Annotated in this window: 21 protein-coding genes and 1 pseudogene; 11 read left to right on the top strand and 11 right to left on the bottom strand. The window is 59.3% G+C overall.

The annotated features are described in order from the left end of the window. Positions 1-58: 58 nt before the first annotated feature. The 3 genes from H6F59_RS00940 to H6F59_RS00930 are packed head-to-tail and all read left to right on the top strand — an operon-like array spanning position 59 to position 6,548. Positions 59-3,982: a PAS domain-containing protein gene (locus H6F59_RS00940; RefSeq protein WP_190694400.1), complete on the top strand. Its 3,924-nt coding sequence runs from the start codon at positions 59-61 to the stop codon at positions 3,980-3,982. Further along, positions 3,979-4,401 carry a response regulator gene (locus H6F59_RS00935; protein WP_190694398.1) on the top strand — a complete coding sequence of 141 codons (423 nt, stop codon included), beginning with the start codon at positions 3,979-3,981 and terminating at the stop codon, positions 4,399-4,401. Before H6F59_RS00940 ends, H6F59_RS00935 begins: the two co-directional genes overlap by 4 nt. Next, positions 4,398-6,548 (top strand): bifunctional diguanylate cyclase/phosphodiesterase, encoded by a 2,151-nt coding sequence (locus H6F59_RS00930; protein ID WP_190694395.1) that lies wholly within the window; start codon positions 4,398-4,400, stop codon positions 6,546-6,548. The genes H6F59_RS00935 and H6F59_RS00930 overlap by 4 nt, the downstream gene beginning before the upstream one ends. Before the next feature lie 2 nt (positions 6,549-6,550). Here H6F59_RS00930 and H6F59_RS00925 read toward each other — a convergent pair whose 3' ends face one another. From H6F59_RS00925 to gcvT, 4 genes are all read right to left on the bottom strand, one after another. Continuing rightward, positions 6,551-6,883, bottom strand: a complete 333-nt coding sequence (locus H6F59_RS00925) for a hypothetical protein (protein WP_073609342.1) — start codon at positions 6,881-6,883, stop codon at positions 6,551-6,553. 153 nt (positions 6,884-7,036) lie between these two features. Beyond that, positions 7,037-9,028, bottom strand: coding sequence for a chromosome segregation ATPase (locus H6F59_RS00920; RefSeq protein ID WP_190694394.1), 1,992 nt, complete (start codon positions 9,026-9,028; stop codon positions 7,037-7,039). A 114-nt stretch (positions 9,029-9,142) separates the two neighbouring features. Continuing rightward, positions 9,143-9,535 carry a glycine cleavage system protein GcvH gene (gene gcvH, locus H6F59_RS00915; protein ID WP_190694392.1) on the bottom strand — a complete coding sequence of 131 codons (393 nt, stop codon included), beginning with the start codon at positions 9,533-9,535 and terminating at the stop codon, positions 9,143-9,145. Positions 9,536-9,817: 282 nt separating this feature from the next. Beyond that, complete coding sequence (gcvT, locus tag H6F59_RS00910) at positions 9,818-10,924, bottom strand: glycine cleavage system aminomethyltransferase GcvT (protein ID WP_190694390.1); 1,107 nt, start codon at positions 10,922-10,924, stop codon at positions 9,818-9,820. Between the two features lie 215 nt (positions 10,925-11,139). Between gcvT and H6F59_RS00905 the strand changes: the two genes are divergently transcribed. Beyond that, positions 11,140-12,006, top strand: a complete 867-nt coding sequence (locus H6F59_RS00905; protein WP_190694387.1) for a GGDEF domain-containing protein — start codon at positions 11,140-11,142, stop codon at positions 12,004-12,006. A gap of 7 nt (positions 12,007-12,013) precedes the next feature. Here H6F59_RS00905 and H6F59_RS00900 read toward each other — a convergent pair whose 3' ends face one another. Then, a complete protein-coding gene (locus H6F59_RS00900) occupies positions 12,014-13,969 on the bottom strand; it encodes a hypothetical protein (RefSeq protein ID WP_190694384.1) in 1,956 nt (651 codons plus the stop codon). Between the two features lie 262 nt (positions 13,970-14,231). On the opposite strand from H6F59_RS00900, the gene H6F59_RS00895 reads away from it, so the two are divergent. Further along, positions 14,232-14,945, top strand: a complete 714-nt coding sequence (locus H6F59_RS00895; RefSeq protein WP_190694382.1) for a response regulator transcription factor — start codon at positions 14,232-14,234, stop codon at positions 14,943-14,945. 50 nt (positions 14,946-14,995) lie between these two features. Here the strand turns inward: H6F59_RS00895 and H6F59_RS00890 are convergent, their stop codons facing one another. Further along, complete coding sequence (locus H6F59_RS00890; protein WP_190694380.1) at positions 14,996-15,556, bottom strand: hypothetical protein; 561 nt, start codon at positions 15,554-15,556, stop codon at positions 14,996-14,998. An 8-nt stretch (positions 15,557-15,564) separates the two neighbouring features. Continuing rightward, entirely contained in the window at positions 15,565-15,747 is a 183-nt protein-coding gene (locus tag H6F59_RS00885) for a hypothetical protein (protein WP_190694378.1), read from the bottom strand. Between H6F59_RS00885 and H6F59_RS00880 the strand changes: the two genes are divergently transcribed. The 3 genes from H6F59_RS00880 to H6F59_RS00870 all read left to right on the top strand — a co-directional run bounded on the left by H6F59_RS00880 (position 15,746) and on the right by H6F59_RS00870 (position 18,692). Continuing rightward, positions 15,746-16,522: an RNA methyltransferase gene (locus H6F59_RS00880; RefSeq protein WP_190694376.1), complete on the top strand. Its 777-nt coding sequence runs from the start codon at positions 15,746-15,748 to the stop codon at positions 16,520-16,522. The genes H6F59_RS00885 and H6F59_RS00880 overlap by 2 nt on opposite strands. 64 nt (positions 16,523-16,586) lie before the next feature. Then, positions 16,587-18,485: a serine hydrolase gene (locus H6F59_RS00875; protein ID WP_190694373.1), complete on the top strand. Its 1,899-nt coding sequence runs from the start codon at positions 16,587-16,589 to the stop codon at positions 18,483-18,485. A gap of 66 nt (positions 18,486-18,551) precedes the next feature. Then, positions 18,552-18,692 carry a porin gene (locus tag H6F59_RS00870; RefSeq protein WP_190694371.1) on the top strand — a complete coding sequence of 47 codons (141 nt, stop codon included), beginning with the start codon at positions 18,552-18,554 and terminating at the stop codon, positions 18,690-18,692. 105 nt (positions 18,693-18,797) lie between these two features. Here H6F59_RS00870 and H6F59_RS00865 read toward each other — a convergent pair whose 3' ends face one another. The 3 genes from H6F59_RS00865 to H6F59_RS00855 are packed head-to-tail and all read right to left on the bottom strand — an operon-like array spanning position 18,798 to position 20,462. Then, positions 18,798-19,538 (bottom strand): SH3 domain-containing protein, encoded by a 741-nt coding sequence (locus H6F59_RS00865; protein WP_190694368.1) that lies wholly within the window; start codon positions 19,536-19,538, stop codon positions 18,798-18,800. Positions 19,539-19,581: 43 nt separating this feature from the next. After that, positions 19,582-20,283 carry a class I SAM-dependent methyltransferase gene (locus H6F59_RS00860; protein ID WP_190694366.1) on the bottom strand — a complete coding sequence of 234 codons (702 nt, stop codon included), beginning with the start codon at positions 20,281-20,283 and terminating at the stop codon, positions 19,582-19,584. Beyond that, the gene (locus H6F59_RS00855) at positions 20,280-20,462 is read right to left on the bottom strand and encodes a hypothetical protein (protein WP_190524301.1); all 183 of its coding nucleotides are present in this window, start codon (positions 20,460-20,462) and stop codon (positions 20,280-20,282) included. The genes H6F59_RS00860 and H6F59_RS00855 overlap by 4 nt, the downstream gene beginning before the upstream one ends. A gap of 319 nt (positions 20,463-20,781) precedes the next feature. Here H6F59_RS00855 and H6F59_RS00850 point away from each other — a divergent pair, with 319 nt between their 5' ends. From H6F59_RS00850 to H6F59_RS27480, 3 genes and pseudogenes are all read left to right on the top strand, one after another. Then, complete coding sequence (locus tag H6F59_RS00850; protein WP_190694364.1) at positions 20,782-23,313, top strand: mannose-1-phosphate guanyltransferase; 2,532 nt, start codon at positions 20,782-20,784, stop codon at positions 23,311-23,313. After that, positions 23,310-23,777, top strand: a complete 468-nt coding sequence (locus H6F59_RS00845) for a single-stranded DNA-binding protein (protein ID WP_190694362.1) — start codon at positions 23,310-23,312, stop codon at positions 23,775-23,777. The genes H6F59_RS00850 and H6F59_RS00845 overlap by 4 nt, the downstream gene beginning before the upstream one ends. Before the next feature lie 469 nt (positions 23,778-24,246). Then, positions 24,247-25,532 (top strand): annotated as a pseudogene (locus H6F59_RS27480) (DUF3095 domain-containing protein). Between the two features lie 219 nt (positions 25,533-25,751). Here H6F59_RS27480 and H6F59_RS00835 read toward each other — a convergent pair. Then, a complete protein-coding gene (locus H6F59_RS00835; RefSeq protein WP_190694361.1) occupies positions 25,752-26,411 on the bottom strand; it encodes a pyridoxamine 5'-phosphate oxidase family protein in 660 nt (219 codons plus the stop codon). Positions 26,412-26,423 lie beyond the last annotated feature (12 nt).

Below are 26,423 nucleotides of genomic sequence, written 5' to 3'. Positions count from 1 at the left end.
AGTAGATCGATCATCCCCCAGAGTTGATTGTTGCTCTGCTCAGTTGTGGCGTTGTGCTATGGGCCAGCTTTGGTCTCAGACCCCAATTACAGAAGAAGGCCTTTTGCACCAAGAAGCGGCACCGCGTGACCCAGTGAGCCTGCTGCTACTGGTTGCGGACGGATCTGAACGCACCCGGTTTAACCCGCCCGCTGCGATCGCCCCACCCGCCTTTACCCTGATCGAGGCCGCTACGCTCACCCAAGCTTTGGACCTGTGGCTCACCGGTAGGGCAGACTGGGCCGTCCTAGACTTAGCCTGGGCCGCAGGCAGCGGGCTAACATTTTTGAGCGCCCTGGGCGAATGCCAGCAGCGTCCCCTGCCTGTGGTGGTGCTGGTTGGGCCTGGGCAGGAGCGCACTGCCCTAGAGGCAATGAAGCTCGGGGCCGCTGACTACCTCTTTACCGAGGACTTCACCCCGGAAGATCTCTGGGCCAGGTTGAAGAAAGTTGGCCTAGGATCGCAGCGAGCTTTATCCGATACCCCGGATAAAGCTCGTCAGCATTACCAAAATCTGGTCGAAAACTCCCCCGATATTATTGAGCGGTTCGATTGCGACCTGCGCCACCTCTACGTCAGCCCGGCGCTAACCAGAATTTTGGGTATGGATGCGGCCGCCTTCTTGGGCAAAACCTGCCGCGATCTCGGTTTTGACAACGCCATGGTCAACGCCTGGGAAGCGGCGGCGGCCGTGGTGCTAGCTACCGGAGAGAAGCAGTCGATTGAATTCACCACCCCGACAGCTAGCGGCTGGCGGCACTTCGAGATGGCGATCGCCCCCGAGTGGTCGGAGTCGGGACAGATCGAGTCGCTGCTGTGCATTTCGCGCGATATTAGCGATCGCGTGGTGGCCCAGCAGACCCAGCAGCGACTGCTCACCGAGGCCCAGACGGCCCAGCACGAAGCTCAGGCGGCGCGAGACGGGCTAGTCCGCGTGTTTGACCGCATCAACGACGGCATCATCGCCTTTGACCGCGATTCGCGCTGCGTGTACCTCAACCCTAGCGGCGAGCAAATCCTGGGACGATCGGCGCTAAAGATCCTTGGCAACCACGTTTGGGACGAGTTCCCTGAGGCGGTGGATACCCCCATTTACCAGGTCTATCACCGCACCATTGAGCAGCAGCAGCCCGAGTTCTTGGAGTACTACTTTCCGCCCTTAGACAGCTGGTTTGAGATGCGGCTCTATCCCGACAGCAAGGGCACCACGGTCTATTTTACGGATATTAGCGATCGCAAAGCCGCCGCCGCCAGTCGTCAAAAAACCGAGCAGCTGCGCCACGAGCTAGCGCTGCTAGAACGCATCCTAGAGTCAGTTTTGGCGGGCTATTGGGATATCGATTTCGTCGCCAACACCGCCTATATGAGCCCTAGCCTCAAGCGCATGTTTGGCTACGCCGACCACGAATTGTCTGACGCCATCGACACTTGGCAAACCCTGATTTTGCCCGAGGATTTGCCCCCCACCCTAGACAATTTCAATCAACATATTCAGAGCCACGGCGAGGTGCCTTACTACAATGAAGTGCGCTATCGCCACAAGGACGGTTCGATTGTTTGGGTGATCTGCGCTGGCCAGGTGATTGCCTGGGATGACGCCGGTCATCCCCTACAGATGGTAGGCTGCCACGTTGACATCACCCAGCTAAAGCAGACCGACGCACAGCTGAGAAAAAGTCGAGTTCATCTTCAGGAAGCTCAGCGCATTGGTAACCTGGGTAGCTGGGAGTTTGAAGTGGCCACCGATCGCATCGTCTGGTCAGAGCAGGTCTACCGCATTTTTGGCCTAGAAATAGGGGTCAGCCCCCCCAGTTTTGAGGCGTTGCAAAGCTGCTTCCATCCAGACGATCAAAACCGCCACCGCCAGACCGTAGAGGCGACCCTGACGACCCACCAGCCCTACGACGACGAATTTCGCATTGTGCGCGCCGATGGCAGCGAGGGCTACATCCACGCCAAGGGCGAAGCCTTGGTGGACAGCGCTGGCCAGCTCACCCACTTGACCGGCACCGTGCAAGACATTAGCGATCGCAAACACAGCGAGGCCGAGCGCCAGCGGGCCGAAACCCAGCTGCAAGACCTATCGCTGCGGCTGTCGCTGGCCCTAGAGTCAGGGCGCATTGGCACCTGGGGCTGGGATCTCCACCAAGCGGTCCGCTGGGATCAGCGCATGTACGAAATTTGGGGTTTCGAAGACCTGGGTCGAGCCGCTGTCTTCGACGACTGGGCTAGCCGCGTGTATGGCGGCGACTGGCCTACCGTCGAGGCAGCTATCCACCAAGCCTTGGAAGACGGCTTGCCCTACGACATCGAGTTTCGGTTTTACCGTCCTGACGGGGAGCTGCGGTGGGTACGCGCCGCAGCTATGGTGCAGCGATCGCCCGCTGGAGAAGCCCTGGCCATGGTGGGCATCAACTACGACATTACCGACCAGAAACAGGCCACCGTTGAGCTTGAGGACCTCTCAGCCCGGTTAACGCTGGCCTTAGAATCGGGGAGTTTTGGCTGTTGGGACTGGAATGTCGTCACCAATGCCATTACTTGGGATCAGCGCCTGATCGAGCTATATGACTTTGATGAGGAACGGCCTACTACTTACCAAGACTGGCGCAGTCGGGTTCACAGCGACGATCTGCAGTTGGTAGAAGCGGCCCTCCAGGCCGCCCTCGAAACTGGCGCCCCCTATGACGGTGAGTTTCGCATCTGTCGCAGGGACGGCGAACTGCGTTGGATTAAGGCCAGCGCATTGGTCTATCGCACCCCCAAGGGGCAGCCCCTGAGCATGGTAGGTATCAACTACGACATTACTGAGAAAAAGCGGGCAGAGACTCAACGGCAAGAGCTGTCCCTACGGCTGTCTTTGGCCCTAGAGTCGAGCAAATTGGGCAGCTGGGAGCTGGATCTGATGAGTGAACAGGTCAGTTGGGATCAACGCATGTATGCCATGTATAGCCTTACCCCTAGAGAGCCAGGGCTGACTCTTCAAGATTGGCGCCACTGCATTCATAGCGAAGATAGGAATTGGATGGATGTTGTCTTTGCCCGTATTCTGGAGGGCGATTCCCCGCCCACCCTTGAGTTTCGCATTGACCGGGGTAACGGCGAACTCCGCTGGATCAGAGCCACTGCCGTAGCCCAGTACGACTCTAACGGTCGACCCGTGCGCATGATTGGGACCAACGCCGACATTACCGAGGCCAAGCAGGCTGAGCAGCATCTGCTGCGCACTACCGCCCAGCTCGAAGCCTCGAACCACGAGCTCGAGGCCTTTGCCTACTCGGTCTCCCACGACCTGCGCGCTCCGCTGCGGGCGATTGACGGGTTTAGCCGCGCCCTAGTCGAAGACTACGGTGACCAGTTTGGAGAAGAGGGACGAGATTATTTCGATCGCATTCGTCACAATGTCGGCCGCATGGGGCAGCTGATTGACGATCTGCTGCGGCTGTCGCGGGTGTCGCGTCAGGCCATGACCTACCGGTCCGTTGACCTCAGTGCCCTGGTGCAGGAGCAGATCGATGAACTTCAAAGGGTGGATGCCGATCGCACCGTCACCGTCACCATTGCCCCCGCCCTCACCGTAACCGCCGACCCAACGCTGATGCGGGTGGCGATCGCCAACCTGGTGCAAAACGCCTGGAAATTTACGGCCCAGCAGCCCAGCGCCTGCATTGAGTTTGGGCTTGAAAGGCAGCAGGGTGAGCCCGTCTACTACCTGCGCGACAACGGCGCCGGGTTTGACATGGCCTACGCCGACAAGCTGTTTGGCGTGTTTCAGCGCCTGCACAACACCGACGAGTTTCCCGGCACCGGCATTGGCCTGGCGACGGTGCAGCGAGCGATTCACCGCCAGGGCGGGCGGGTTTGGGCGGAAGCTGCCGTCGAGCAGGGGGCCACCTTCTACTTCACCCTGCCGGGGGGCTTAGGAGCAGAGGTGCAGCCATGACGGCGCTGCGCCCGATTCTACTGGTGGAAGACAACCCTGACGATGAGCGCCTTACCCTGCGCGCCCTGCGCCAGGGCCACCTAGCTAACCCCATTGTGGTTGCTCGCAACGGCGAAGAGGCCTTGCGGCAGGTGTTGGACTCAACCTTGCTGCCCTGTGTGGTGCTGCTCGATCTCAAATTGCCTAAGATCGACGGGTTAGAGGTGCTGCGGCAAATCCGATCCAGCGATCGCACCCGACTGCTGCCGGTCGTCATCCTCACCTCGTCTAGCGAAGACCGGGATATCATTGAAAGCTACAGCCTGGGAGCGAACAGCTACGTTCGCAAGCCCGTCAATATTGACGAGTTTACCGAAGCCGTGCGCCAGCTCGGCCTCTATTGGGCATTGATAAGTGAGCTGCCTCCCACTCTGCCATGACTGCTGAACCCCTACGGGCGCTAATTGTAGAAGATTCTGACGACGATCTGCTGCTGCTGCTGCGCGAGCTACGGCGGGCGGGGTTCGCTCCTAGCTGGGTGCAGGTGCAAACGGCAGACGACTTTCGCGCTGCCCTGGAGGCTGAGGACTGGGATGTGGTGCTGTCTGACTATCAGCTGCCCCAGTTCAACGCCCCCGCCGCTCTGGAGATACTGCAGCAAAGCCCCTGCGATCTGCCGTTTATCGTGATCTCGGGCACCGTGGGGGAGGCCACCGCCGTCACCATGATGCGGGCCGGAGCCCACGACTACGTGATGAAAGACAATCTTTCTCGCCTGGCCGAGGCAGTGCGGCGCGAGGTGCGCGAGGCCCACAGCCGCCGCGATCGCCGGGCAGCCATGACCGAACTCGATCGCACCCGCGAGCTGCTGCACCTGGCCATCGAGGGCTCTGGCATTGGCATCTGGGATTGGCAGGTGCAAACCGGGGAAGTCTGGACCAGCGATCGCTGTGCTGCACTGATGGGCTACAGCACCGATGACCTCGGCCCGGCCCGTATCGACACCTGGCAGCGTTTTGTCCACCCCGACGACTGGCGCCACAAAAAGGTCGCTCTGCAGCGCCACTTTGAGGGCGACACCCCCGCCTACAACTGCGAGTTTCGGCTGCGCCACCGCCAGGGCCACTGGGTGTGGGTGCTCGACCGGGGCAAAGTCGTCGAGTGGGATGACGCTCGCCGCCCCCTGCGCATGAGCGGCACCTATACCGACATCACCGAGCGGCGGCTGGCCGAGGCCGAGCACCGCCGCGTGGCCGATCAGATGCTGTTTAACAGCCTTCACGATGCCCTCACCCAGCTGCCCAACCGCAACTTTTTGATGCAGCGGCTTGAACTGGCCATTCAGCGCTGCCGGCGCGGTAGCCAGCGCCAGTTTGCGGTCCTGTTCCTCGATTTAGATCACTTCAAGGTGATTAACGACAGCCTCGGCCACCTGACGGGGGATGAGGTGCTGGTGGTGGTGGCCCAGAAGCTGCGATCGCTGATTCGCACTAGTGATCTAGCCGCTCGTCTCGGGGGTGACGAGTTTGTGCTGCTGCTCGAAGACATCGACACCCTGCACGAGCCCGTGCGCATTGCCGAACGGCTGCTGCAAGAGCTGCAAGTGCCTCTGACCGTGGGCGGGCACAACGTCTTTCTCAACGCCAGCATCGGCATTGTGATGGGTGTGGGTGATTACCACAGCCCCTCCGACTCCCTGCGCGACGCCGATATTGCCATGTATCGGGCCAAGGCCCAGGGGCGAGGCCGTTACGTGGTATTTAACGAGTCAATGCACCTGCAAGCTCTACAGCGGCTCCAGCTTGAGCAGGAGCTGCGTGACGCCATTGATCGAAATCAGCTGGTACTTTACTACCAGCCCATTTTTCAGCTCAAGACCAAGGAGATCTCGGGGTTCGAGGCTCTGGTGCGGTGGCAGCACCCCACTCGCGGCTTCATTTCCCCCGACAGTTTTATCCCCATTGCTGAAGAAACCGGGCTGATTGTCCCCCTCGATCGCTGGGTCTTGACCCAAGCTACCCAGCAGCTAGCGATCTGGCACCAGCTCTACCCCCACCGGGCCGATCTGACGGTGAGCGTCAACTTTTCGGTTAAAGACCTACTGCGCGCCGATCTGCTCAGTGACCTCACCCGCATCCTGGGGCAAACCGGGCTTCAGGGCCACCACCTTAACCTCGAAATCACCGAAAGCACCCTGATCGAAGACATTCAGGCCATGGTGACAATTTTGCAGCAGCTCAAACACCACGGCTTTACCGTCACCATCGACGACTTTGGCACTGGCTATTCATCCCTCAGCTACCTGCACCAGCTTCCCGTCGACGCTCTCAAGATCGATCGCTCCTTTGTCATGGCCATGGAGGCTAACCGCCGCAACTCCGACATTGTGGAGACCATTATTACGCTGAGTAATCGCCTAGGGCTGGCTGCGATCGCCGAAGGGGTCGAAACCGAAGCCCAGCTCTGCCACCTGCAACACCTAAACTGCGAGCTAGGTCAGGGTTACTGGTTTGCCAAACCCCTGCCCGCCGAAGAGGCCGAAACCCTGCTGCTGTCGACACCCGCTAGCACTGCGGCTACACTCTAGCCCTACTCTGGAAAGAAAAAGTCGGTGGGTTCTTCGTCCTCTTCGGCGGCAATATAGCTGCGGTAATACTCCTCTAGCTCTGCCGCCCCAATGGAGCGTTCAGAGGGGTTCTCAAAAAATGTTTTCACCTTCAGGTAGCGCCGCAACCCCTCAGCCCCGGCATCGTGCTGGGTAGCCGCTTTAAAGTCGTCGGGGAAGGTGTCGCTAATCTGTAGCCACGCCTCTTCTAAAACATCCTCCACGTCTTCGTTGGGGGCGCTCTCAATTAATGCCTCTAGCCCATCGAGAATGTCAATCAGCTTGAGAATCTCTGGAATTTTCTCCGAATCAGACATTGAGCCGTGCATGGATAGCGCTAAACAACCGCGAATGCTTAGAAAAATCTTAGTGGAGTATGGACCCGATTGATCGACCTTGGGCGGGAGAATCTACCTGCTAGCAGACAGATTCTCCCGCCCAGGGTACTGCCATCGTTCATAAAAATCACCCTAGGGCATAGTCATGCCGCCCTGAGGCTCTAGGGCGGCGCGCCACTCGCGCAGGCGCAGCTGGGCTTGGGCATAGGCTTCAGTTTGGGCGGGCACGGCTTCGGCTAGGGTGATCGCCCGGCTGGGGTTGGTCACAGCTTCGGTTTCGGCTAGGCGCAAAATGTCCCAGCTCCAGCGGGTGAGAGCTTGGGTGGCCTCGGCCCGCTGGGAGCTGCTCTCGGGCACCTGCTGAGCCAGCCGTATCGCATCCACTAGGGCACCCACGGTACCCGACTGAGCCACCTGGTAGGCCTGTTGTAACAACTGCTGCCCCTGGAGCTGACCTCGCCAGGTTTGAATGTTGGCCTGGGCATCGCTGTGCAGAGCGCGGCCTGAGCCAATACGCGAGGCTACCGCCACGGCTTCAGCTAATCGACCCTGGGCGGCGAGCTGGCGAGCTTGGGCCAGCAGAGGACCGTCTTCGGCCCGCTGGAGGTCGGCCCGCCATTGGCTAATCTCTCCCTGGGCTTCGTCGTAGAGGGCGCGGCCAGAGCCAATCTGACGGGCGGTGGCGATCGCTCCAGCCAAATCCCCCACCTGGGCCTGCTGCTGCGCCTGGCTGAGAATAGGCCTATCTTCGCTGGTTTCGATCTGACTCCGCCAGCGGCTAATTTGATCCTCAGCGTCATCCCAGGCGGGGTTGGCGCTGGACACTTTTTGGGCCTCAATGATGGCGGCCTGGAGGTCGGCGATGGTGCCGGGGGTCGCCACCTGCCGGGCCCACTCTAGCTGCGATCGCCCCTCTACTTCCTCCTGCCAGCGACGCATCAGGCCTTGGGCCTTGTTGTAGAGGGGGCGATCGGCCCCAATGCTTTGGAGTCGCACAATGGCTCCCTCCAGTCCGCTAATGCCGCCCTGCCACGATAGCTGGGTGGCGTCGATCAGCGTGCGCATGTCAGCAATTTCGGCTCCCATGTTCAGCGCCGCTGGAATTGCCTCTAGCATTTGCCCCGCCGCCTCGGCATCGCGCCGCTCTAGGGCAGATTCAGCCATATCTAGCAGATCGCGCCCAAACTGGCGAATCACCGTCTGCGCCTCAGCGTAGACCGGGCTCTTGCTATCGATGCTCTGGGCGATCTTCAGTGCCTCCTGCATGGCTTTGAGCGTACCCTGACGGGCTAGCTCTTTGGCCTTGCCCAGCGTGTTGAGATCTTCGCGGGCGGCGGTAATTTTAGCGGTCAGCTCGTCGTATTTGGTGGTTTGCCAGTGGGTGTTGTCTACGTCTAGCAGCTGAATGGCTTTGGCGAAAGCATCCTGAAAGGCCAGCGCCTTGAGGTCAGCCTCAGCGGCCTGGTAGATGGTTTCAGCCTCTTTCCAGATCTGGTTCCAGTCGCTGACCTGCTGGCTGACGAGCTGGGCGGCAGCGGTGTGGTTGGGAATGCGCTGGGCGATCGCGATCGCCTCAGCTAAATCGCCCGCCTGAAACGTGTTTTCGGCCAGCGCCAAAATCTTTTCAGACCAGTCTTCAATGCGCAGGTCGATCTCGCCTCGCAGCGGGTGATCGGAAGGTAGGGATTCCAGTAGGGCGATCGCCTCTAAATAACCCTCCACCGTGGCCTGCTCGGCGTAGGCTTCGGCGCACTGCAACCGGGTCGTTGCCGACGCGGTCGGCCAAAAAATTGCCCGACAGTTAGGCAAGTTAGGAATCCGAAACAGGCTGATGGCCGACATCGCCCCCACCCCAGACACCAGTACCAGAACCCCTACCGACCAGACTGGCCAGGTTTTTGCCAGCCGCTGCACCAGGGCACGACGCGGCCGCGGCTGCACAGGAGCCGCAGGAGCCACCACGGCACCGTGATCGGTCCGCTGCCGCAGTTCGGCCAGGGGATCATAGCGAGGCGACCCTGGCTCGCGAACGGGGAGCCCCGGGGGCAGCGGCACAGGTCGAGAAGACCCATGGGTTGGCCCTGGATAAATTGGTCGCTCAGAGGTGTCTTGGTCCGAAGCCATGCCCGCTTCCTGAGAGTGGCTCGCTGCTAGCCAATGGAAGGATTAAACCCGCCCAGCTAGAGGCGCAGTGAAAGTCAGCCCTAGTATAGCCATGTCTTGAATAAACGCAATGCCTCAGCCGCCCACCTGGTCTTTGTACTCGTCGGCGGTGAGGGCGTCATCGAGATCGTCGAGGTCGGTGGCTTTGATTTTAACCAACCAGCCGTCGCCGTAGGGGTCATCGCCAATCTGCTCGGGCGCTTCAACCAGCGCCTCGTTGCGCTCTAGCACCTCGCCAGAAACCGGCGATTTCAGCTCTTCTACCGCCTTGACCGACTCCACCGTGCCAAACTTTTCACCTTTTTCGACGCTGTCACCGATCTCAGGCAGTTCCAAGAAGACAATGTCCCCCATTTGGTCGATCGCAAAGGCGGTAATCCCCACGGTGACAATGCCCTCGTCGTCATCGGCGCGGGCATATTCGTGACTGTCGAGATACTTTAGGGTTTCGGGATATTCAAATGCCATGGCGTAACCTCATATCGCCCCAGGAAGAGTAGTTTGTAGCGCAGCTACCGTGCAGAGTTGATAGATCCAGTGTCAGTGTGCCACGAGTCAGCAGTTTTGGAGCAGGGAATGGGGAGATGAGTGGATGGGTGGATGGGTAGGGAGTGGGGGGTGAAGGGGTAGTGAGTGGAGATGGGAAGAGAGTTCTAAAAGCATTCAAAACTCAACATTCAACATTCAAACTTTCCTTCCTCACCTCCCCCACCGCCTCATCTCCCTTACCTTCCCCACCCCCTCACTTCCTCACTTCGCCCGATAAAACGGCCGCTTCACCACCGTCGCTGCCTGGGGTTCACCGCGCACTTCGACCTCAAGGGCCTGCCCCACCTTAGCCAGGGGAGCGGCGACATAGGCCAGGGCAATGGGGATATTGAGCGTAGGGGCGAGGGTGCCGCTGGTGACGGTGCCGACGCGATCGCCCTGGTAGATCACCGGGTAATCGTGGCGGGCGATGTGGCGGCCCGCCATGGCCAAGCCTACCAGGCGGTGGCTGACACCCTCGGCTCGCTGCTGCTCAAGCACCGAGCGCCCGATAAAATCCCCCTTTTCGTCTAGGTGCACCAGCCAACCTAAGCCCGCCTCCAGTGGACTGGTAGTGTCATCGATGTCTTGGCCGTAGAGGGCCATGGCGGCCTCCAATCGCAGGGTATCGCGCGCCCCGAGGCCGCAGGGGGCAGCACCGGTCTCGATCAGGGTCTGCCATAGGGCCAGGGCGATGTCGGGGTCAGTCATAATTTCAAAGCCGTCTTCACCGGTATAGCCGGTGCGGGCAACCCAGGCCAACTGCCCCAGTAGGGCCGTGTCTCGGTGGGCAAAGCGGCCCAGAGCATTCAAGTCGAGGGCTGCATGGGGCTGGAGCAGGGCGGCGGCGGCAGGCCCCTGGATGGAGATTAGGGCGCGATCGCGCGATTCATCTACCAGCTCTATCCCTGTACCCGCCAGATGCTCCAGCAGCCAGGTTTTATCCTTGTCGGTGGTGGCAGCATTGACAATCAGCGCCACAGTCTCCAAACCCGTCCCTGAGCCAGCGGGCGATGACTTGAGGTAGACGATCAAATCGTCGACAATACCGCCTTTGGGGTTGAGCAGCACGGTGTACTGGGCCTGGCCCTGGGTAAGTCGCCCCAGGTTAGAGGGCACTAAGGTTTGTAAGGCAGCAATTACGCCCGGCCCTCGCAGCTCAAACTTGCCCATATGAGAGATGTCGAATAGCCCAGCCCGCTGCCGTACTGCCTGGTGCTCTTGCTTGATGCCGCTAAACTGCACAGGCATAGACCAGCCAGCAAACTCAGTCATGCGCGCCTTTTGCTCGACGCAGGCAGAATAGAGAGGCGTTTGCAATAATGTCATGGGGGGAATTCTAGGGGCATCCAGTAGTGTACTGAGAAAATCCCTGACTGATTAGGGCTTTATACCCTTGCCGCCCCAGAGTCTTTTGGTAAAGGTATGAAGGTCTGTGGTTACACAATGTTGCCGTGCCGTTTTGCGCAGTGGTGGCATGGCATTAGCGGTAAGCCCAACTACCTACCGCAGGTGTAACGCCTGTTCCCTTAATTGTGTTTCCCATGATTGCTCTTATGCCCCACGGGTCGTGTTTCCTGTGGGATCTCCAGCTGACGTCTCTGCATGTGGTTAGTGACTTAGCCGTAGCAATAGCCTACTTTTCGATTCCGCTGCTGCTGCTGCTGAACCGACAGCACATCGACACCCAGATTCGGCCGGTGCTGCTGCTCTTTGCGGCCTTTATTTTTAGCTGTGGCATTGGCCACTGCCTGCGTGTGTGGAACATCTGGCACACCAACTACTGGCTCGAAGGCGCTTGGACCTGGATTACCGCCATGATTAGCCTCTACACTGCCTGGGAACTCAAAGGGTTGGTGCCGCAGCTGCTCAACACCCACAAGGACCTGGTCACCATTCGGGCGCTGGTAGAGCAAGATCCCCTCACCGGCATTGCCAACCGTCGGGGGCTAGAGGCCGCCCTAACGGCCCTAGTCTATCAGCCCGGGGCAACGGGGCACACCCTCATGCTGCTCGACCTCGACGGGTTCAAAGACATTAACGACACCTACGGCCACAGCGTAGGCGACCAGCTGCTTCAGGCCGTCGGGCAGGTGCTCAGTCGCCAGATTCGCACCACTGACCTGGCTGCCCGTATCGGCGGTGACGAGTTTGCCCTGCTCATGGTGGGTTGCCTGCCCGAAGAAGCCTTAGATAAGGCCGAGGTCATTCGCCAAGAGATTTTGCAGATCACTATGCCCCAGCTCCAGCCTCCCAGCCGTTGCCCACTGGTCTCGGTCAGCATTGGCATCAGCGGCTTTACCTCTGACCAGGGCGTTACCCAGAGCTATCAACTGGCCGACGCGGCCCTCTACGCGGCTAAGTACAACGGCAAAAACCAGATTAAGGTAGCCTCTCCCGTGGTTGCATAGATTTGCCCTAATTTCTGATAAACCCACCCAGGTCGGGCCGGTAACGAGCCACAAACCCACCCTGGGCGTCGTATACGGCCACCTGACGGTCAACTTGGTGACTGGCGGTAATAATCTGCTCAATCAGCTTTTGGGAGTTGGAGTTGAGCTGATTGGTAAAGGCAAAGGTGCCGTCCGCTGCCGGTGGGGTAATGGCCTGGCGCAGGGGCTCGGCGTACTGGCTAGAGAGCACCACGCGAATCTGGCTGGCATCTTCACGCACCGTGCAGGGAGTGGCGGAAAACTCGCAGAGCTGGGCTAGGTTGGTGGTTAGCGTTTGCAGCGCCACGGCGGTGCGGAGGCGATTTTGGGCGTTGGCCAAGGCCGGCTGGTAGGTTTCCAGCAGCACCCCGCCCTCCGCCGCCAAGATGGTGTCAGCGGGAATTTGCCGAGCGCTGGCCACCGCCTGACGCCACTGGGTCACCGCTAGGGTCCACTGGCCCTTGGCCTCGGCAGCGGCGGCGCTGCGGGCAGCCTGCACCGCCTGGTGATAGTTTTGGGCGCCGGCCTCTTCCAAGGTAGAGCGGCTGCTGGCGCGGTTGAGCTGCCCCTGGTAATCCTTAATCTGAGCCTGGGCTTCGTCATAGACCACGGTGCCCTGGGGAATCAGCGACAGTCCGTTGATGGCAGCCTGCCACTCCTTGGCGGCCAGTTGCCAACCTGCCAGGGAGTTGGCGGTTTCCATGCGTTGACGAGCCAGCTCGCCAGTTTGAATGGCGGTGTTAAAGTTGGCCTCGGCCTCCTCTTCGGCCACGATGCGGCGGCCGATAGCGCTGTAGTTGGCCCGATATTCGCGCAGCTTTTGCTGGCTGTAGTCAAAGGCTGGGCTGTCGACAGAAACGGTGCTGAGCCGGTCGATCGCCTGCTGCCAGAGCAGGTGCACCTTAACCCATCGCTCCACAGGGTGGGGCGGCGATTGGCTCAGGTTAGCCGCCTCATTGGCCAACGCCTGGGCGCGAACAATGGCGTTGAGGAAGACAATGTTGCCCTCGTAGCGCGCCAGGTCGCTCTGGGCTGTGTCGTAGTAGGTCGACCAGGTGGGAATGGGGGTGAGCATATCGATCGCCGTTTGGAGGTCGGCCTGGGCCGTGGCCAGGTCGTCGCCGGTCGGATTGCCGATCAGAGTAGCTTGGGCCAGCTCATAGTATTCGGTGGCCTCAGCAAGGCGATCGCAGCTCCCAACTACACAGGGGCGCGACAGGGCATAGGCAAAGGCCCCGCTGCCCACCAAAATTAGCCCCGCTAGGCCATAGCTCCAGTAGTCCCGCAGCGATCGCAGCCCGTGGCGAGCCCAACTCCGGCTGCGCTGTCCCCACCCTGGCCCTGCGGGGGGCTGCACCGCCGCATCGGGCAGCGCTAGGGCCGCATCACTAAATCTAATTCCAGAAGAATCCGTTCTGGCGTTGGCCTCGGCAGCACTGACGTTGGGGTCAACGGCTCCAACGTCAGCCAGCTCAAAGGCCCCCAGATCGTCGGGGCGGCCACCGGCGGCAGCATCAATCTCAAGATCATCCGCCTCGACTTCAACAGCCGTATCGATCGCAGGGGGGGCAGCGGTTGCCGGAAAAATCGCCTGTACCGCATCCTGGGGGTGCCAGGTGAACGTGTGCATCGCATAGGGCTGAGCGACCGACTTGAGTTTGAGATAAACCCGCACCGCTAGAGCATCGACCGCTGCCCAGTCGGCATCCGGCAACCCCACCGTTGGCACCAGCTCCCGAAACGCTGACTCCAGATCCTTCAGTAAAGCCCTAGGTGCATCCGCCTCCGGGGCCTTGTGCTCCGCCAGCAGCAGCAGCCGCCCCGCCCGCTCTGAACAGTCGAGGGTCAGCCCAGGGTGGAGTTTCGTCTTTTTGAGGTAGGTGGCAAAGGCCCGCTGCAGCGGTTCAAAGCCCGTGTGGGTGGAGGGTGATAGTGAGGTCATAGCGTACCGATGGATATTGCCCCAAGCTGTAGTGCTCCAAAGCGTGAACGACCAGACCGAACAACCCAGGCGGAGAACCCCAGGTTGTTTAAAATGCTCCCAAGCCTAGGCTTAACCCTGAGTTGTACTGTTGCGGCTGCTCCCAACGCCCAGTCTGTGGTCTAGCCCAAGGACTAACCCAAGTGGGGCAGGGACTTCCTTAGTGAGTATGCTAGTGCAAGGTTGATATTCTGGGACAAGATATCTGGGGTGATAGATCGCGGTGCTGATTCTAATTGTGGAAGACGAAGCCGAAATTGCCCGCCTGATTCGGCTTTACCTCGAAAAAGAGGGTTTTACCTGTGAAGTCTGTGACGACGGCGAAACTGCCCTGCGCTACCAGCAGACTCTCCAGCCCGATCTGATGATTCTCGACGTCATGCTGCCCAAGCTCGACGGTCTGGAGGTGTGCGCCCGCGTGCGCCAGGGGCCCGGGGCCAAAGACCCCTACATTCTCATGCTCACCGCCCGGGGTGAAGAAATTGATCGCATTATTGGTCTGTCTACTGGGGCCGACGACTATCTAGTCAAGCCCTTTAGCCCCAGGGAACTGGTGGCCCGGGTACGAGCCCTGCTGCGCCGCAGCCTGCGCCACAGCCAGGAGGCCCCCGCACAGACCTACCGCACGGCTCACTTTAGCCTCGACCTCGACCAGCGCACCGCCCATCGCCAGCTTGACTCTGGTGACTTAGAACTGCTCGATCTCACCCCTTTAGAATTTGACCTGCTGTCCACCTTCATGAGCTACCCCGGCCGGGTCTGGAGCCGCCACCACCTGATCGAAAAACTCTGGGGCGAGGACTTCTTTGGCGACGAGCGCGTCGTCGATACCCACATTGCCCGCCTGCGTAAAAAGGTTGAACCCGACTCGTCGCAGCCTACCTTTGTCAAAACTGTGACCGGCGTGGGCTATCGGTTTGAGGATGAGACAGCCTAGGGAAGGGGATGGCGGGGCGAGGGATGCGTGGCCAGGGCGTCTAGAGGCATTTAGAGGCATTTGTGCAGGCTCATGCCCATGAGGTGGGCATCAATGTTGGGATCGCTGGTGGTCAGGCTGAGGTGCAGGCGACCGTCAGTTACGGTGGTGGGGTAAGGCCCATAGCGCGCCCAACCTCGAAACGGCAGATAGCCAATTCCTTGAGCGACCGACCGACCGGCCACCCGCAGCTCTAGGGTGTGCCAGTGGGTTTGGTAGTTTTCCATCATCCACAGGTAGAGGTCGTAGCTGTCGTTGGGCAAGGGTTGCTCAATTTCTAGAATTTGTTTTTTGAAAATAACGGAGTTCAGCATGGCGCGCGTTCCCCGGCGGGCGTAGGGTTTGGGGACGAGGTAGCTGTTGGCGGCAGTGGCTCCCGGCGTAACTAGCCCCGCCGCCAGAGCCTCTGTGTAGGATTGCCAGCGATCGCCCCCGATCGCCACCGCCTCACCACCCAAGTTGATGCCCTTGACGAACGCCCCCGACAGCAGGGCAGGCTCCTGGGCGGGCTTAACCCAGTCGCGCAGGGTCAAATAGGGTTCGAACAACAGCACTTTTAAAGGGTTAACCATGGGATGGCCTAGCTCACGCAGATCACCCCTAATCCTACTGACGGGTCGGGCAGGGCAGGCCAACAAGCGCCGTCGGTGGATAGAATTTCACCGTTCTCTGAGTTCTCCCAATCTCGGCTGGTCGACCCGTTGTCAACCGGTCGCCAGCCGCTACTATGGGGGACTGCCAACACTACAGACATTTCAGCCATGGGCATTTGGCAGCTCGATCACATTCGCATCGTCTTGGTCGAGCCAGCAGGGCCGCTGAACGTAGGTGCCGCCGCGCGGGTTATGAAGAACATGGGTCTGCGCCAGCTGGTGCTGGTCAATCCTCAGTGTGACCCGGCCTCGGAGGAGGCCCAGCGCATGGCGGTGCACGGCGGCGATGTGCTGGCGGCGGCGACTACGGTGTTGAGTCTGCCTGAGGCGATCGAGGGGTGTGAGCGGGCGATCGCCACCACCGGCCGCCTGCACCGTCAAGATCAGCCCCTAGAGCTGCCGGAGACCGCTCTGCCCTGGCTGCTGCCCCCTACGCCAGTCAAGAGTTTTGCCGCCGCCCTGATTTTTGGCCCCGAAGACCGGGGACTGAGCAACGACGAGCTGATCTATGCCCAGCGCTGGGTGCGCATTCCGGCCAGCGACAGCTATCCGTCGTTAAATCTGGCCCAAGCGGTGGCGGTTTGTGCCTACTTGCTCCATCGGGTGGCAATGGCTGAGGCGCTAGGGGCAGCGTTTCCGGCCGTGGGGGTGGCGGCGACGACGGGGCATTTGGCCCCTCTGGAGCAGATAGAGGGCTTTTATCAAGATTTGGAAATCGTTTTGCTGAAAATCGGTTATCTTTACCCCCATACCGCCGCAAGCCGCATGGCTAAACTGCGGCGATTGCTGCATCGAGCCGGTCCCGATCGCCAAGAATTGGCTATGCTTAGGGGCGTTTTGCGGCAGATCAACTGGGCAGCCAGCCAGGCTCCCAAGAACGACTAATCCTCGATCGCAGCGACAGACGGGTGAACGGGCACACAGGGCGAAAGGCACAGGGCGAAAGACAATGGCACAGTACGACGATCCTCGCAATCCATTTTCGGCAGGCCGTCCTCCGGCGGGCTCGCCCTGGGGAGAGTCGAACCCCGGGCCTAGCCCTGGTCGCGACGGGCTTCAGCTGCCGGGCGAAGCTGACTCCGGCGGCTGGGGCAACGACGGGCAGCAGCGCCCGTCGCCCGAGGCCCGCCGTCGCAACCAGTGGCGGCAGCACCAGCAGCTTGCCCCCGACTTTGGCTCAGCCCCAGTGGAGCCCGACGAGCCGGTCATTCGCTCCACCGCTCGCAACGCTTCGTTGCCAACCTTCCGCCGGGGTCCAGCCCAGCCCCAGCCCAGCAGCCCCAAGCCCGCTGCCCCCAAGGGGCGGATCTTTGAGCCTCGCCCGGCTCGCGTGGTTCAGGCGGCTCCGCCGAGCCCGCCTCGCCCTGGTGCCCCGCCGCTGCAAATGCACCCCCACAGCATTCACCCCAGCACCTTGAATCCCAACGGTGCGATCGCCCCAGCGGGAGGGCAGACCGTCGCCAGAGCCCTGCCCCCCAACGTCACCCCCCTACGTCCTCAGTCTCGGCGCGCGGCGATCGCCCCCACTGCTCCCCTAACCCAGCGGGCTGGCCTATCGGCCCCTGGTGTGCTGGAAGAGGCGGCTAGCCCTGGCGGCGCAGGCGACAGTTCGTTGCCGCCCCGACGATCGCGGGCGGCGACGGCCCGGCGACGGCTGGCTAACCCGCCCCTGCCGCTGCTCTACCTGATTCGGTTGATTATTTTGGGTGTGGGAGTAGCGGCGATCGCCGGCACCCTGCTATCGGTGCTCAGTCCCAGCAACGTGGCCGCCCCTGGAGAAGCTACCCCCGCCGCCGCCCAGGCTAAGCCCGGTCGCGCCGCTGGTGGTTCTCTGGTGCAGGGCACCGCTGCCACCGTGGCCGATCTGCGCCTGACCGGCGAAATTTCTCATCTCAAGGGCGAGCTTGAGCAGCTGGCCACCCTGACTCCGGGTCTCACCCCGGTCAGCTTTGCTGTCGACCTTGATTCGGGCCAGTATATTGACCTGGGCGGAGCCGAACCCGTTGCCTCGGCTAGCACCATTAAGGTGCCAATTTTGGTGGCCTTTTTGCAGCAGGTCGACGCGGGCACTCTAGCCCTTAACCAATCCATGGCCCTGCAAGAGGAGTACATGGCGAACGGCTCAGGCACCCTGCGCGGTGAAGCGGTGGGCACCGAATACACCGCCCTAGACATCGCCACTCGCATGATTGTGACCAGCGACAACACCGCCACTAACATGATGATTGCCTCCCTGGGAGGCATTGAGGCGCTCAACCAGACCTTTACCGCCTGGGGGCTAGAGCACACCGTGCTGCGCAACGCTCTGCCTGACCTAGACGGCACCAACACCACCAGCGCCAAAGACCTGACTCTGCTGATGGCCCTGATTGACCAGGGGGGGCTGCTGACGCCCAGGTCGCGCGATCGCCTATTCAGCATCATGCAGCGCACCGAGAATGAAAGCCTGATTCCCTCTGGCATTCGCGATGGCTCACTGCTAGCCAACAAAACCGGCGATATCGAGGCCATGCTGGGCGATGTGGCCCTAGTCGATGTGCCCAACGGCAAGCGCTACGCCCTAGCCGTACTGGTGCAGCGCCCCTCCAACGACGGCCGCGCCAGCGAGCTCATCCGCCGCATGACCGAAACCATCCACGCCGAAATGGCTCAGCCTGTGGCCCCCGTTGGCGGCAGCGGCGCCACCCCCGCCCCGCTCAGCCCCCCAGGAGAATTTGAGACTGAACCTCTACCAGAGGCATTTGAGACTCAACCTCCCCAGGAATATGAAGACCCCTATTCCCCAGCTCCGGTGGATTTGGCCCCACCCGATCGGGCACCGGCGCGGGATGAGATCCCGCCGGGGTAGCATAGTTCATACAGCTTCATTAGGAGGCTTTTCAGTTTCAATTCCTATTTAATGAGACCCACCGTCATGAAGCAGTTTACTCGACTCAAAAAACTTTCTTTAGTAGCCGTTTCTGCCCTGGCCCTGACTGCCGCTGTAGGCAGCATTGCCGCCGCCGCTCCCTGTCTGATACCTACCCTCGACTGCTCAATTTTCAACTGCGACTAAGCTAGCAGTGGCCTAAGCGCTAAACCTAGATAGCTCAGATAGCCTGAGACCTCTACAGTCCCAGGCTGTCAGCAGTTGTAAGCCCGCGATCGCGCAAAACCTGCCTCAGTACAAAAACCGCTCGTGGCGAATCACGTCTTCGCCTTCGAGCTGGTCGTAGCTACCGCCGTTCACCTGGTACACCGCTAGGGCCTGATCGCTAACGTGGTATTGCTGGTTGCCGTCGATGGCAATGTAGGTACCCTGGCTATCGCGCACGTCGGTGGTAGTGAGGGTTTTGTTGTTGGTTTTGTTGGTGCCGATGTAGCTCAGCCCCTGGGGAGTTTGGCACAGGTGAATATTAAAGGATTTAGTTTCAAAAAACGCCTCCGGTCGGTTGTCTCCGCAGGGGCCAGTGGTGATTTCTTCAACGGTGGGAGACGGCGCAGCAACCTGGGCGCTGGTGTCGATAAAGTCGCCTCGTACCCAGCCCTCGGCTTCGGATTGAGCAAACTTGACGTAGTACCAACTCAGGCCCCCTTCGCCCTCGGCCAGGCGCAGCAGCGTCACCACGTCGCCGCCAAGGCCATAGCCTCGCGAGTCAGATTGGGTGGTGGGCTGCGATCGCAGATTCACTTGTGATCCCTCCCCCTGGGTCACCAGCTGAGCGGTGCGAATGGGGTCAATGGGCGTCGAACGATAGCCGCCATCCTCCGCTAGTGCCGCAGCATCGGTTGCAGCCGTAGGCGTGCTCTCGGCTGCAACCGATGCTGCGTCGGAGACCTCAGCGCCCCGATTGCAGCTACCCAGTAGCGCTAACAGCAGCAGTCCTAGCCCCAGTTTGGCGTTTCCCGAACCCAAGCCCATGCGCGACCTCTCGACCAAATGTCGCCGCTAATGGTAGCGCAAACTAAGCGTCCCACTTCACCTTAAAGAGGCGAAACAGCTCATAGTCTTTGGTAGAAACAACCCGTGCGCCTTCGGCTTTGACTAGGGCAGGCCAGCGATCGAGGTCTTCTAAATACACCTCGGCTCCTAAGTAGGTTTCGAGAATGGCCCAGGGTTCGGCCAGCTCGGCTTCGGGGTTGATGGCGTCGAACAAAAACCAGCCGCCGGGCTTGAGGACCTTTTTCACCTGTTGCAGCACCGTGGCCCAATAGTCGGCGGGGTAGTAGCAGCTGACGCCCGTGGCGATCGCCATGTCGAAAGTGTGAGGCTCATACTCCAGCCGGTGGGCGGGGCCTTGGGTGACGCCCTTAAACAGCTTCGAGTTGAGCTGAGGGCCGCGAGCGGTTAGCGCAGCGCAAGCCACCGAGCTAATTTCGTGGCCCTGAAACAGTGCCTCCCATTCTCGCCAGGGGTAGATCAAAAAGCTGATGCCGCAGCCGATATCCAGGCAGCGATCGCGCTTGCGGGGCTTGACCGACTCCCAGAAGGGTGTCGAAATACGCGGCGTCAGCGTACCGGCAATCCAGTCTTGGAACACCGCCATTTCTTCTACCTCGGGGGGTAGGTCGAATGCCTTGCCGCCAAACTCGTGGTCGTAGCGTCGGGCCACAGCCTGCACCTGGGCGCCCCACGGGGAGGGGTCGGCGGCGGGCAGGCGGCTCATCCTTTCAGAGCCCGGCTAAAGTTCTGGCGGTACGACTTGTTAAGGGCCAAAAACAGCGGCCACAGCAGAGTGAACTTAACCCTGCCATCGGTAAAGTTGGTGCGGTTGAACCCTGTCCAAAACTTAAAAGCGCCGCCGCCATAGATAACGGCTAACAAAAGCGCGATCAATGTACCCATAGTCACTGCTCCTTTCTACCCGGTTCACCTATGCTTCTACAATACCAACGTTGCTCCTGGTTGCCCGCCATTGCCTCACTTTTTCAAACGTTTGCTCCCAAGACGCGGCGCGAGAGAACGGTCGTGGCAGGGCGAAACAGATCTCACTCGCGGTAAAGCATAGATCGTGTACATTTACTCTAATCTATCTTTGAGTAGATCAATGGCGGAGTAATGTTATGGATATCCCTGTCGATGGTTGTGTTCGGTGTTTGGTTGAGAGCCCTAGCTAGAGCTGGGGCAACCCCATCAGGAATGTTTACGCAGCAAGGAGACTCTAATGCGCGCAGTGCTAATGGCCGGTGGTTCAGGAACCCGTTTACGGCCTCTAACCTGTGACTTGCCCAAGCCCATGGTGCCGATCCTTAACCGCCCCATCGCCGAACACATCGTCAATCTGCTCAAGCGCCACGGCATTGATGAGGTGATCGCCACCCTCTTTTACCTGCCCGATGTGATGCGCAACTACTTTAGCGATGGCCGCGATTTTGGCGTGCAGATGACCTACGCCGTCGAAGAAGACCAGCCCTTAGGTACGGCGGGCTGCGTCAAGAATATTGCCGACCTGCTCACCGACACGTTTTTGGTGATTAGCGGCGACAGCGTCACCGACTTTGACCTCAGTGCGGCGATCGCGTTTCACCGGCAAAAGGGCGCTAAAGCTACTCTGGTGCTGACTCGGGTGCCCAACCCGATCGAGTTTGGCGTGGTGATCACCGACGAAGAGGGGCGCATCAAGCGGTTTTTAGAAAAGCCCTCCACCAGCGAAATTTTTTCTGACACGGTGAATACTGGCACCTATATTTTCGAACCCGAGGTGCTCGACTACCTGCCCGACAACGAAGAGTCTGACTTCTCCAAGGATCTGTTTCCCCTGCTGTTGGAGAAGGGGGAACCCATGTACGGCTACGTGGCTAGCGGCTACTGGTGTGATGTCGGCCACCTGGAGGCCTACCGCGAGGCCCAATACGACGCCCTGTACCGCAAAGTGGTGGTCAATTATGCATACCCTGAGACATCTCCCGGCGTATGGATCGGTGACAATACCCAGATAGATCCAACGGTTCAGATTCAGCCGCCGGTGATGATTGGCAACAACTGCCGCATCGGTGCCCGCACGGTGCTCGAACCGGGCACCGTGATTGGTGACAACATCACCATCGGTTGCGATGCCGACCTCAAGCGACCGATTGTCTGGAATGGCGCGATTGTGGGCGATGAAGTGCACCTGCGGGCCTGCACCATTGCCCGAGGGGCGCGGGTTGACCGCCGCTCCCACGTGCTGGAAGGGGCGGTGATCGGTCCTTTGTCTTCGGTGGGCGAAGAGGCGCAAATCAGCCCTGGCGTGCGAGTCTGGCCGAGCAAGCAAATCGAGTCAGGTGCAACGTTGAACATCAACCTTATCTGGGGCAACACGGCGCAGCGCAATCTGTTTGGCCAGCGGGGGGTGGCTGGGCTAGCTAACATCGACATCACCCCCGAGTTTGCGGTCAAGCTGGGGGCGGCCTACGGCTCTACCCTCAAGCCCGGCTCCCAGGTTACGGTGTCGCGCGATCAGCGCAGCATCTCACGCATGGTGTCGCGATCGCTGATCGCGGGCCTGATGTCCGTTGGCATCAATATCCAAAACCTTGAGGCGACGGCAATTCCGGTGGCCCGCAGCATGCTGGCGGCGATGGGCGTTGCCGGAGGCATTCACGTGCGGCTGCACCCCGATCGCCCCGACTACGTGCTGATTGAATTCTTTGACGAGAAGGGCATCGATATCTCTAAGGGCAAAGAGAAGAAAATCGAGGGTGCCTACTTTAAGGAAGATTTGCGGCGATCGCCCGTCCACGAAATCGGCACCGTCACCAACCCCACCGATGTCGTCTCCACCTACACCACCGCCTTTGAGAAGCACCTCAATATTCAGGCCGTGACCAATAGCCAGGCCAAGGTGGTGATCGACTACCTCTACGCTGTGGCCGGGGCAGTGCTGCCCCAGATTCTTGGCAAGTTTGATTGCGACGCAGTGGTGCTCAACGCCAGCCTGCGTCAGGTTGCCCTCTCCAACGACGAGCGCGAGGTCATGCTCAGCCAGCTTGGTCAGGTGGTGCAAGCGCTGCGGGCCACCTTTGGAGCCCAGGTGTCGGCCAACGGCGAACAGCTGATTTTGGTCGATGAGGTGGGCACCCGCATTCGCGGCGAAGTGCTGACCTCGCTGATGGCCCACATGATGCTGACTACCAACCCCCGCGGCACCATTGTGGTGCCGGTGCACACCTCAGGAGCGATCGAGCACATTGCCCGCCGCCACGACGGGCGCGTGATTCGCACCAAGGCCAATCCCACGGCCCTGATGGAAGCCTGTCAGAGCAACCCCAACGTGGTGCTGGGCGGCAGCGGCGAAATGGGCTTTATCTTCCCCGAGCTGCACCCCGGCTTTGACGCCATGTTCTGCATTGCCAAGCTGATTGAGATTTTGAGCCTACAGCAGCGATCGCTCGGCCAGATTTGGTCAGACCTGCCCCGTATGGCCTACCGCATGCAAACCCTGCGCTGCCCCTGGACGGTGAAAGGTGCTCTGATGCGCTATTTGGTAGAAGATAACCCGCCCGAGCGTCTAGAGCTGATCGACGGCGTTAAAATCTTAGGTGACAACCCCGACGATTGGGTGCTGGTGCTGCCCGACGCGGGCGAGCCCCTGGTACATATCTACGGCAACAGCCAGAGCCGCGAATGGCTCGACTGCACCCTGGCCAAATACCAGCAGCACGTCCAAACCTTCATTGAGAAAGAACAGGGGATCAAGGAGCCCATGCCGCTATGAACAATTGCCTACTAATGGCCGAGATCGTGCAGTCGCCCCAGCTGCGCTACACCTCCGACAATCAAACTCCCGTGGCCGAGTTTGTGGTGCAGTTTCCAGGATTAAAAGAGGGCGACCCCTCCTCGCAGATGAAGGTGGTCGGCTGGGGCAACCTAGCCCAAGACATTCAGGCCCAGTACCATGCGGGCCAGCGAGTGCTGCTAGAAGGCCGCCTAGCCATGAACGTGGTCGATAGCCCCCAGGGCTACAAAGAAAAGCAGGTCGAAATGACCGTGCAGCGCATCTACGCAGTGGGTGAGCTCAACACCATGCCCATGGCCCCTCCGGCTGCCGTTGCAGTTCCTGTAGCCACGCCTAGTCCGGCGGCCTCCCGTCCGGCAGCCGCTCGTCCGGCAGCCCCGGCGGCTCCAGCAACCCCACCGCCGTCCACCCCTGCCCCCAGCTACGACGACATTCCTTTTTAGTTCGCATAAAAGGGAATGTATAAAGTTGCTGGGTAAAAGCAAAAGCACCGATACACCTTGAGTCAAGGTTTTAGAAAGTCGTCTACAGAATGTAAAGCTGTAGACGACTTTTTTCGGTATAAATTTTGTGCATACTTTTTGTAAAGTTATAGCCTCAAAAACGTTATGAGCGAAGATTTAACGAAGGTATTTATAAAAGTTAGATTTTTGTCACGATTTAGGGTTCGCTCTGTGGTATTGAGCCATTGCTCAGCCATTTGACGACCAATTGCCAATCTTGTTGGATGGAGATAGCCTAGCAATTTCTAGCTTCAATAAATTTGTTCTGTTTTGACTCAACTTGGTGACCAATGCGCTTGTGCGTGAAGGGAAAAGAGGTGTTTTTGTTGTATATCTGGGCACACTTAACTAGTCAATCCAACAGAGCGCCTTTCTGGAACTTCTGTTCACACAGCATCTGCTCAAAAGTATGTCTACAGAACGTTTCTATGCCAACCTTCCTGCCATAGACAATTTGCTCAGTGCGATTGATGCCAACAATCTGCTGCCAGTACCAAGTGACTGGTACATCATCATCGCGGATGTTAGGGGTTCTACGGAGGCCATTGAGGCCGGTCGCTATAAAGAAGTCAATCTCTTAGGCGCTTCTTCTATTGCAGCGGTACTCAACGCTGTCAAACCGTTGGAGATTCCCTATGTTTTTGGCGGAGATGGGGCTTCTCTTCTAATTCCCCCTACTGTGTTAGAGAAGGTAAAGTCGCCTCTGCTAGCCCTGCAACAGCTAGCCCAAAGGGAATTTAACCTTGAGCTACGGGTGGGAATTGTTCCAGTGACAACGGCTAGCCAAGCAGAGTTTGAGGTGAAGCTGGCAAAGCTCAAGGTGGCAGAGCAGTATCACCAGGCTGTTTTTGTCGGCGGGGGATTAAACTACGCAACGGAATTAGTGAAATCTTCTGAAACGGCTGGTCGCTATCAAATCAGTGATGCCAAAATTTCCGAGGCGAATCTGGCAGGATTGGAGTGTCGCTGGCAAGATATTGCCAGCAGGTATGGGAAACGGTTACGCTGCTGGTGCTAGCAACCGCCCATAGCCCAGCGGCAAATAATGCCTTGTATCACGATGTGCTTGAGAAGATCCAAGAGATCTATGGCACTGAGGATGACTTTCATCCAGTTGGGCTACAGAATCTCAATCTATCCCTAAAAACTGAGAAACTGCTTCCCCAAGCCAAGCTGCGATCGCAGCCTTCCAACTGGCTATCTCGCTGGCGCTATATCTGGAGCCTTAAGATCGATAACATTTTGGGTTCGATCTATATGCGGTTTAATCTTAAAGCTGGCGGTGTCAACTGGGGCTCGTATAAGCAGTTGGTTCAGGCTGCCAGTGACTACAAAAAATTTGATGACATGTTGCGGATGATCATCTCAGGCGATACCAATCAGCGAGAAAAGCTGACCGACTACCTTGAGACTCAATCGCGCGAAGGCAATCTTGTCTATGGCATACATGTTTCAGATCGAGCTTTGATGACGTGTCTGGTATTTGAGCGCAGTGGGCATGAAGTTCACTTTGTCGATGGGGCTGATGGCGGCTACGCTTTGGCTGCTAAGCCGCTGAAGGAAAAACTAAAGCGCAAAGCAGCTAACTGGCAAGCCTATACCCGCATGGTAGGGCTTCGTGAAAAGCTATCTAGCCAAGGACAAAACTCAAATCTTAGCTCACAAGAAAAGGGTGAGGCAGCCTGTATTGATTAGGCTGTGATTACATACAGTGCCTTCTTGTTTGTTGTAGAGATGAATCGATGTTTTGGAAGAGAGAAATCTTGACCTGGTAGCTCTTTTTGCCTAGAAATAGCTGAATATATTTAAATTTTGTGTAGGGGTTAAAGAAGGTAAGAAAAAGGGCGTGAAGCGAATACTATGTGGGAACAATACCGATTCTTGATCACGCCCAAAAGCTAATTTATCAACACATCATCCCCGCCGATAGCGCTGGGCGTAGTCAGGAATAGCGACTTTCGGCGAGCACTGGGGATCGGTAATAGGGGCAGCGGCGGTGACCGCTAGGGGAATTTCCCCTGCCCAGACCGGTAGGGCATAGTCGGCAGCGGCATCGAGGGGCGGACCGATGCGCACTTTGACCGAGGCCTCGGCAATGGGCAGGGCCAGCACCAGGGTACCCACCAATTCTGAGGTGGTGGGCGGGCGCACTTCATCCCAACGGCCAGGTACAACGTGGTCGGTAAAAGCTTTAAGCGCCGTCAGTTTTTCGTTGGCATCGTCTACCCGGGTGGCGGTGCCAAACAGCACCACCGAGCGGTAATTCATCGAGTGGTGAAACGCCGATCGCGCCAACACCAGCCCGTCGAGCAGGGTGACGGTGAGGCAGACCTCCACCCCTTGCTCCAGCGTGGTCAACAGGCGACTGGCGGGGGAGCCGTGGATGTAGACCCGATCGCCCATGCGACCGTAGGCGGTGGGGATGACAAAGGGTTGTCCCTGAGCAACAAAGCCTAAGTGGCAGACTAGCCCTTCATCGAGAATGGCGTGGGCCTGGGGGCGATCGTAGCTGGCCCGTTGGGGAAGGCGCTTGACTTGAGTGCGGGGGGTGGGGGAGAAGGATTCTGGGGACATAGGAATGGATGG

The sequence above is a fragment of the Nodosilinea sp. FACHB-141 genome, from assembly GCF_014696135.1.
Taxonomy (GTDB): Bacteria; Cyanobacteriota; Cyanobacteriia; order Phormidesmidales; family Phormidesmidaceae; genus Nodosilinea.
This window is presented reverse-complemented; position numbering and strand designations above follow the sequence as displayed.

Coding starts and splice junctions, on each gene's coding strand:
- H6F59_RS00925 (WP_073609342.1), bottom strand. CDS start 6,883: ATGTCTGATTCGGAGAAAATTCCAGAGATTCTCAAGCTGATTGACATT.
- H6F59_RS00880 (WP_190694376.1), top strand. CDS start 15,746: ATGGGCATTTGGCAGCTCGATCACATTCGCATCGTCTTGGTCGAGCCA.
- H6F59_RS00855 (WP_190524301.1), bottom strand. CDS start 20,462: ATGGGTACATTGATCGCGCTTTTGTTAGCCGTTATCTATGGCGGCGGC.
- H6F59_RS00940 (WP_190694400.1), top strand. CDS start 59: ATGGGCCAGCTTTGGTCTCAGACCCCAATTACAGAAGAAGGCCTTTTG.
- H6F59_RS00865 (WP_190694368.1), bottom strand. CDS start 19,538: ATGGGCTTGGGTTCGGGAAACGCCAAACTGGGGCTAGGACTGCTGCTG.
- H6F59_RS00875 (WP_190694373.1), top strand. CDS start 16,587: ATGGCACAGTACGACGATCCTCGCAATCCATTTTCGGCAGGCCGTCCT.
- H6F59_RS00890 (WP_190694380.1), bottom strand. CDS start 15,556: ATGGTTAACCCTTTAAAAGTGCTGTTGTTCGAACCCTATTTGACCCTG.
- H6F59_RS00870 (WP_190694371.1), top strand. CDS start 18,552: ATGAAGCAGTTTACTCGACTCAAAAAACTTTCTTTAGTAGCCGTTTCT.
- H6F59_RS00935 (WP_190694398.1), top strand. CDS start 3,979: ATGACGGCGCTGCGCCCGATTCTACTGGTGGAAGACAACCCTGACGAT.
- H6F59_RS00850 (WP_190694364.1), top strand. CDS start 20,782: ATGCGCGCAGTGCTAATGGCCGGTGGTTCAGGAACCCGTTTACGGCCT.
- gcvH (WP_190694392.1), bottom strand. CDS start 9,535: ATGGCATTTGAATATCCCGAAACCCTAAAGTATCTCGACAGTCACGAA.
- H6F59_RS00885 (WP_190694378.1), bottom strand. CDS start 15,747: ATGGCTGAAATGTCTGTAGTGTTGGCAGTCCCCCATAGTAGCGGCTGG.
- H6F59_RS00920 (WP_190694394.1), bottom strand. CDS start 9,028: ATGGCTTCGGACCAAGACACCTCTGAGCGACCAATTTATCCAGGGCCA.
- H6F59_RS00845 (WP_190694362.1), top strand. CDS start 23,310: ATGAACAATTGCCTACTAATGGCCGAGATCGTGCAGTCGCCCCAGCTG.
- H6F59_RS00835 (WP_190694361.1), bottom strand. CDS start 26,411: ATGTCCCCAGAATCCTTCTCCCCCACCCCCCGCACTCAAGTCAAGCGC.
- H6F59_RS00900 (WP_190694384.1), bottom strand. CDS start 13,969: ATGACCTCACTATCACCCTCCACCCACACGGGCTTTGAACCGCTGCAG.
- H6F59_RS00905 (WP_190694387.1), top strand. CDS start 11,140: ATGATTGCTCTTATGCCCCACGGGTCGTGTTTCCTGTGGGATCTCCAG.
- H6F59_RS00930 (WP_190694395.1), top strand. CDS start 4,398: ATGACTGCTGAACCCCTACGGGCGCTAATTGTAGAAGATTCTGACGAC.
- H6F59_RS00860 (WP_190694366.1), bottom strand. CDS start 20,283: ATGAGCCGCCTGCCCGCCGCCGACCCCTCCCCGTGGGGCGCCCAGGTG.
- gcvT (WP_190694390.1), bottom strand. CDS start 10,924: ATGACATTATTGCAAACGCCTCTCTATTCTGCCTGCGTCGAGCAAAAG.